Source organism: Oleiphilus sp. HI0132 (genome assembly GCF_001635845.1).
Genome location: NZ_LWGJ01001482.1, coordinates 1 through 6,226, shown reverse-complemented (window position 1 = coordinate 6,226; position 6,226 = coordinate 1). Strand labels below are relative to the sequence as shown.

5 protein-coding genes are annotated in these 6,226 nt (G+C 43.7%); 4 read left to right on the top strand and 1 reads right to left on the bottom strand.

What is annotated here, in order from left to right; translation table 11 throughout:
* Window positions 1-1,126 (top strand): cytochrome c oxidase accessory protein CcoG (gene ccoG, locus A3766_RS22970; protein WP_082907188.1); only part of this gene is annotated, 1,126 nt, incomplete at its 5' end.
* Between the two features lie 119 nt (window positions 1,127-1,245).
* Here the strand turns inward: ccoG and A3766_RS22965 are convergent.
* Window positions 1,246-1,623, bottom strand: coding sequence for a PilZ domain-containing protein (locus A3766_RS22965; protein ID WP_068515379.1), 378 nt, complete (start codon window positions 1,621-1,623; stop codon window positions 1,246-1,248).
* A 208-nt stretch (window positions 1,624-1,831) separates the two neighbouring features.
* On the opposite strand from A3766_RS22965, the gene A3766_RS22960 reads away from it, so the two are divergent.
* The 3 genes from A3766_RS22960 to A3766_RS22950 all read left to right on the top strand — a co-directional run bounded on the left by A3766_RS22960 (window position 1,832) and on the right by A3766_RS22950 (window position 6,034).
* Window positions 1,832-2,308 (top strand): CBS domain-containing protein, encoded by a 477-nt coding sequence (locus A3766_RS22960; RefSeq protein ID WP_068514063.1) that lies wholly within the window; start codon window positions 1,832-1,834, stop codon window positions 2,306-2,308.
* Window positions 2,309-2,663: 355 nt separating this feature from the next.
* A complete protein-coding gene (locus tag A3766_RS22955) occupies window positions 2,664-3,125 on the top strand; it encodes a hypothetical protein (protein WP_068509322.1) in 462 nt (153 codons plus the stop codon).
* Window positions 3,089-6,034, top strand: coding sequence for a response regulator (locus A3766_RS22950; RefSeq protein ID WP_068515381.1), 2,946 nt, complete (start codon window positions 3,089-3,091; stop codon window positions 6,032-6,034). Before A3766_RS22955 ends, A3766_RS22950 begins: the two co-directional genes overlap by 37 nt.
* Window positions 6,035-6,226 lie beyond the last annotated feature (192 nt).

Sequence of the window (6,226 nt, the reverse complement as noted above, 5' to 3'; positions counted from 1 at the left end):
TATTTGCGCCTTTGGTCTGTTCTTTATTACCTCTCTTTTTGGTCGTGTTTGGTGTGGCTATAGTTGCCCGCAAACGGTTTGGTCATTTATGTTTATGTGGCTTGAGGATTTGTTTGAAGGAAGCCGAAACAAGCGAATCAAGTTGGATAAAAACAAGTGGGATCTTGAAAAACTGATTAAGAAAAGCGCTAAGCACTTAAGCTGGCTGGCATTAGCTTTTGCGACCGGGCTTACCTTTGTTGGTTATTTTTATCCGATTAGAGAATTGATTGCTGATGTTTTTACGCTGTCTGTTGTCAGCGGGTGGGCGATATTCTGGGTTGGCTTTTTTACGGTAGCAACCTACATCAATGCTGGTTGGATGCGTGAGCAAGTGTGTATCTATATGTGCCCTTATGCACGCTTTCAGTCCGTAATGTTTAATGAGAATACCATGATCGTCGGCTACGACAAGGCGCGCGGAGAACCGAGAGGCAAGCCTTCTCGGGCGCAGCCAAAGTCGAGCCTGGGAGCCTGTGTCGACTGCAGTTTATGTGTGCAGGTTTGCCCGACCGGTATCGATATTCGTGATGGTCTGCAGTATGAATGTATTGGCTGTGCCTTGTGTGTCGATGCTTGCGACAGTGTGATGAACAAGCTTAAGTATGAGACCGGGCTAATTCGCTACGCTTCTGAAAAAGAATTTGAACAAGGTGAGCGCCCGAAAATGATTGATAGCCGTTCAATAGGCTATGGTGTTCTGATGCTGGTGGTTGTTGGGGTGTTCTCATCCTTCCTGATCACTCGGCCTTTAGCTGAGCTTTCAGTGTTAAGGGATCGGGGTGCATTATATTACGAAAACGGTATGGGGATGATTGAGAATAACTTCACCTTGAAACTGGTGAATAAGCTTGAGACGCCAGTGAGCTACCGCCTGTCAGTTGAAGGTGATATCGCGCTGAATATGTCAGTGAACACAGTGGAAGCGGGGCCAGGAGAGTTAAAGGAAGTGCCTGTAACTGTTGAAGTATCACCCGATGTAATTAAGACGGCTAACAATGCCATCACTTTTAAGGTTCAGTCTGCATCGAATCCTGATTTGCATGCTGATGCTAGCAGTAAGTTTTTAGGGCCGGTTGCTTATTAATGAGTGACTACCTCCTTTTCAAGAGGCAAGTTGTTCCTGGTTGTGAGTGAACTTGTAATGCCTCTTTTCGTGCTTATTGAACCTGTGGCGGGTCAATAAGCACGCTTTTTTTTTGCTTTCTAAGATGCGAGCTTGTCGAGTTTTTGCTCCATTTCAAGTAGAGCGGTGATGAGAGTTTGGCCTTGAGCATCGCTTTCAACAAAGCGTAATCCACAACGAAACCCTTCATCACTTGTTGCGCGATTACAAACAAAACCTTCTACATTTACCTCATGGCCTGACTGGTCAGACAGCATCAAGCTCAATGTATCGCCAACTCTAAAACTACGGTCACTGCATAGGGCGAGACCATAGCGATTAAAGTCGACTATGTTCAATTTATTATTGTCGCTTGGCGCTGAGGATGATTGAGATTTCAAGGTGATAGAAATATTAGATGAATCATAGCGATGACAACGTCTTCGTTCTTGTGCTTGTCGACCAGCTTTCTTATTCATACTTGCCTCTCTATTTGCTTAAACTGTCTGACAATCCCTTGCTTTCAGTTTAGGAGAGAATTTAAGGTTCAGCCACTATCAAGGTCTCTATCAAGTGTAAGGTGCTCAAATTGATCCATATCAAACGCTAAGGATTTGACAGTGCCACTTCTGATAGCAGTGAACTATGCTCCTAACAAAACAATCGTATTTAAGTCAGGAGCATTAAATGATTAGTCTTGAAGATATTATGACGACAGAGGTGACCACCCTAAGTAAACATCATTCAGTGTTGGATGCTAGGGAACTTATGAGTAACAAGGGGATTCGCCATATCCCAATTACTGATGCACAAGGGACTCTAGAGGGAATATTCTCGCAGCGAGATTTACTTGCGGTCATGGATTCGACTGAATCAGACCTTGGCCATCACGAAAGAAAAACGAGAGAGTCTCAGATTTTGCTCAATGAAGTGATGACAAAGAAAGTGTCAACCGCCAATACTAGTGTATCGTTGCGAGAAGCAGCCATGTTTCTGCAGAACAAAAAATATGGCTGTTTGCCCATCGTTGAGGAAGGGAAGGTCAAAGGTATTATCACAGATACAGATTTCATCTCTGTAGCGATTAATTTATTGGAGCAGATAGAAGACTGTGAACCACTTGTGGAAGACGATCTTCTCGAAAGGGAGTTGCTTAGTGTGTAAGCTAATGACAGGTGAAACACACGCTATGCAAATGGGGAAAGGATAGTTGAGTACTCCTTCCCCCACTCTTTGAGGAGCTTCAGTTGTCTAACTAAAGAGTATATTTCCAGGACATTTGCAGGTAATCGGAGTTGGCATCTACGCTACCATCATCGCTCCAAAAATGACGATATGCCAAGCTATAGGCTACCGTTTCTTCTAGTTTACTTTTCCCATCGCTGGAGCTGGTCAAAGCCCAGGAGGAGTTATTTCGAAACGGGAGAGCATCCAATGCTATTGGATGATCATTGTATATAGACTCTGAAACATAGAGTCTGCTTTAATATGCAGACTCTACCAACAATAAGAAAAACGCATGTCCATTGCATTTAATATAATCGTTCGACGCACACAGAAACTAGCGGTATTAAGCTTGTCTCTGCTATTGGCCGCCCTATCTACTGTTCAGATTACGCAAGCAGAAGATCTACATGCTCCTGAAAATCTTGGCATGATCGACCTTCGTCAAAAAGATTGGGGGCAGGGCGATAACTTCAGCTTGCAAGGCTCTTGGCGTTTTACCTGGAATGCTTTTACACACGATACGGCAAACATGCATCGATATTCCTGGAGTGACGTACCAGTTCCTGGGCCATGGAGTGAACACGCCAATAATAAGCAAGAGGCTGAGTCTGCTATACTTCCCATTGGTTATGGTACCTACTATATAAAATTACTTGTCCCGAAAGATAAACAGAAAGTTTTCATACATCTTCCTGATATGGCTAGTGCCTATGAGCTTTGGCAAAACGGAGCTTTCTTGGCGGGAATGGGGTAATAGGCGTAAACAAGGAACAAGAAGAGGCTGATTATCTGCCGCGAGTTTACGAACTAAGGCCCGAAAATGGTGAAGTCGAGCTATTTATCAAAACCTCAAATTATCACTATTTATGGGGGGGTATTTGGCATGCACCTACGCTCACAGACGAAAGTGGTGTCCATAAAATTAGAGAGCTTCCTGTTCTCAAAGCGATGACTTCAGGCACCATTCTGCTTGCAACGGCTATTTTCTGTTGGTTTATGTTCTTGTCCCGCAGGCAGGATAAGAAGATCTTGTTCTTTAGCCTTTTTTGTTTGGCTATAGGTATTCGCCGCTTGTGTATGGACGAGCGTGTTCTCTACTTACTGAACTTATTTGATTGGCAGACTTTACAGTCAATGGAAAACATCACACTGTACTTGATGCTGCCTTTGTACTTAAGTTACTTTCAGCTTATTTTCCCTCAGACAAGCTCCAGGAAACTCCCGGCTCTGGGCTGGATTTGTGTCGTGCCCTTTTGCATATTGGCACTATTTTTTGAAGTTGAAACATATACTGGCTTCAACCCTTACTTCCAAATAGTTGTCTTAATGTTCTTGCCTTTTATCCTGCTAAGTTGGGGGCGAGCTTTTAAAGCAAGGCTCAGGCACTCAAGGATGTTTGGGCTTAGTCTCCTTGTTTTTATTGCTGCCGTTATTAACGACATGCTCAACTATAGTTATATTATCCAATCAGCCAATCTCACTCATCTTGGGGTGCTTGCATTTGTCCTCTTCCAACTCGCAAGCCTTATTGGGCGTTACCTAGATAACTTTCGAGCCATCGAGAGCCTGTCAGAAACGCTTAAAGAAAAGAACAAAGCACTTGTTCAACATGATGAGTTTAAGGACGACTTTCTTGCCAATACTTCACACGAATTGAGGATGCCTTTACATGGTGTGGCAGGCTTAGCTAAAACGATAAGACAGGATTCACCAGGTTTATCTGCAGATTCCCAAAATAAAATTAAGCTAATCGAGGCGACCGCTGTTCGGCTAGGTAATTTAGTAAATGACATACTCGATATATCTAGCTTGAAGCATGGCAAACTCAATATTGAAGCGCACCCTACTTATATTGATCCGATCATTGAAAATACGGTTTACAGTCTTAGCCCGCTTATCAAAAAGAAGTCCATTGCTCTCGAATATACTGTCGATGACAATGCCAAAGTGGTCTTTGCTGATGAGCAGCGTTTACAACAAATTTTCTACAACCTGATAGGGAATGCGATTAAATTCACCCATGAGGGTTTTATTCGAGTTGAAGTGCATAATCGTGATGCACAAATACAGGTACTGGTTAGCGATAGTGGTGTCGGCATGTCGGCTGAGCAATTAGACACAGCTCTGCAGGCATACGAGGTGCACAAACACAGTACTGAAAGTGAGCTGAGAGGCTCTGGGCTTGGTTTATCGATCACCAAAATGCTTGTCGAGTTACATGGTGGTAGGCTAAATATTGATTCTAAAGAAGGTTTGGGTACGACCGTATGCTTTACCTTACAAACCTCCAATGAGGTGCCGCTTAGACCTGTAGAGACCAGCCTCTTAGACAATGATGAACCTGAGCCAAGTTCGACACCTAGCGTCGTTAGTAATAATACTCTGACGCAGAATGCACTGATACTCTTTGCTGACGATGAAGAGGTGAATAGGGAGTTAGTAGCGAGTCAATTGTTAGCTGTGGGCTATCGAGTGCAGACCTTTGCAGATGGCCAGTCTTTGCTGGAATATCTGAATCACGAGATGTCTGATGATGAGCGACCAGAGCTCGCCTTACTGGATTGGATGATGCCGGGAAAAGACGGCTTGGAGGTTTGCGCAGAAATTCGTGAGCACTATGATGCCAGTACGCTTCCCATCATCATGTTAACGGCAAAGCATCAAATTCATAATATAGTGCAAGCGCTAGACTCTGGTGCGAACGACTATCTGACAAAGCCTTATCACGAGCAAGAACTAATCGCTCGGGTGTCGAGCCAGATTAGCGTTAAACGTCTATTAATGGCTACGATAGAAAATGAGTACTTAAAAGCCGAGGTCGAACGCCAGGAGCGACAAAAGAAACAACTCACCTTGGCTAACCAGCGTTTAGCCACGACACTGGAGTCATCGCAAGAGAGTATTATTCTTCTCAATGAAGACTTGGATATTGTTTACGCAAACCCAGGCGCTAAAGCCTTATTAGGAATAACTGAAGACTTTATTACTGATTTAGAGCAGGAGTTAGCATTTACTAACTTTATTTCGAACGCTTCGATTAGCGAACTTAGAAAACATGTTAATGAGGAACTCGCTGACCAGGAATTCTCTCTTGAGGTGAAGCACCAAGCTAATAATATCCGAGTGATATTACATACTGCTGATATCGAGCAAGACCGCTTCATATCGTTAATCTTGAATGGAAAGCAGACCCGTTCCGATCATCAGGCCCAAGAGCTGCTTTCAAGCCTCACCCAGGAAATTGCCGAGAATCGTCAACGTATGGAGCAAATTGAGTCGACTTTACTTCAGCTCAATAGCAGTCAAGTGCTCGAAGGCATAGCAGCGCCAGCTCTCTCTCCCGAAGCTCCCATTACGCTTGACCCAAAAGAACTTATCGTTAAAACGCTGCGTACGTCACTTATTTCTTGGGAGCGCTATACGCATAAGTCTAAGGCAGAACTGGCTGAAGAAAGTCATTGTTGGCGCGTATATCTTGATGGCGCAACAGCCAAAACACGTACTCTCGACAAGTATTTGAGTGTTAACACCTTGCCTGCTAAGCCTAGATGGCGTGCAGTGATTAAAACAGCCAATTACGTACTGGATCATTGCGCCCTAAGTGATGAAGACCAGCAAGAATTGCAGTGCTTAGTTCAGCAAATCACAGAAGCTTTTTCTTAAGTTTCATTCGAACAAGTGGCTTAGTGCCACTTATCTAAACTTCAAAAACTGTGAACTGAAACCTTAATAATCAATCACATAAACACTTTTGAACACGTTTTGACCTTAAATTGCACTGCAATTATTTCCCCCTCAAGCGAGCATTACTTCGTGCGCATCGACCTGTTTCTGGCCTGAGCCCAACAGCTATAA

Coding starts and splice junctions, on each gene's coding strand:
- A3766_RS22965 (WP_068515379.1), bottom strand. CDS start 1,623: ATGAATAAGAAAGCTGGTCGACAAGCACAAGAACGAAGACGTTGTCAT.
- A3766_RS22960 (WP_068514063.1), top strand. CDS start 1,832: ATGATTAGTCTTGAAGATATTATGACGACAGAGGTGACCACCCTAAGT.
- A3766_RS22955 (WP_068509322.1), top strand. CDS start 2,664: ATGTCCATTGCATTTAATATAATCGTTCGACGCACACAGAAACTAGCG.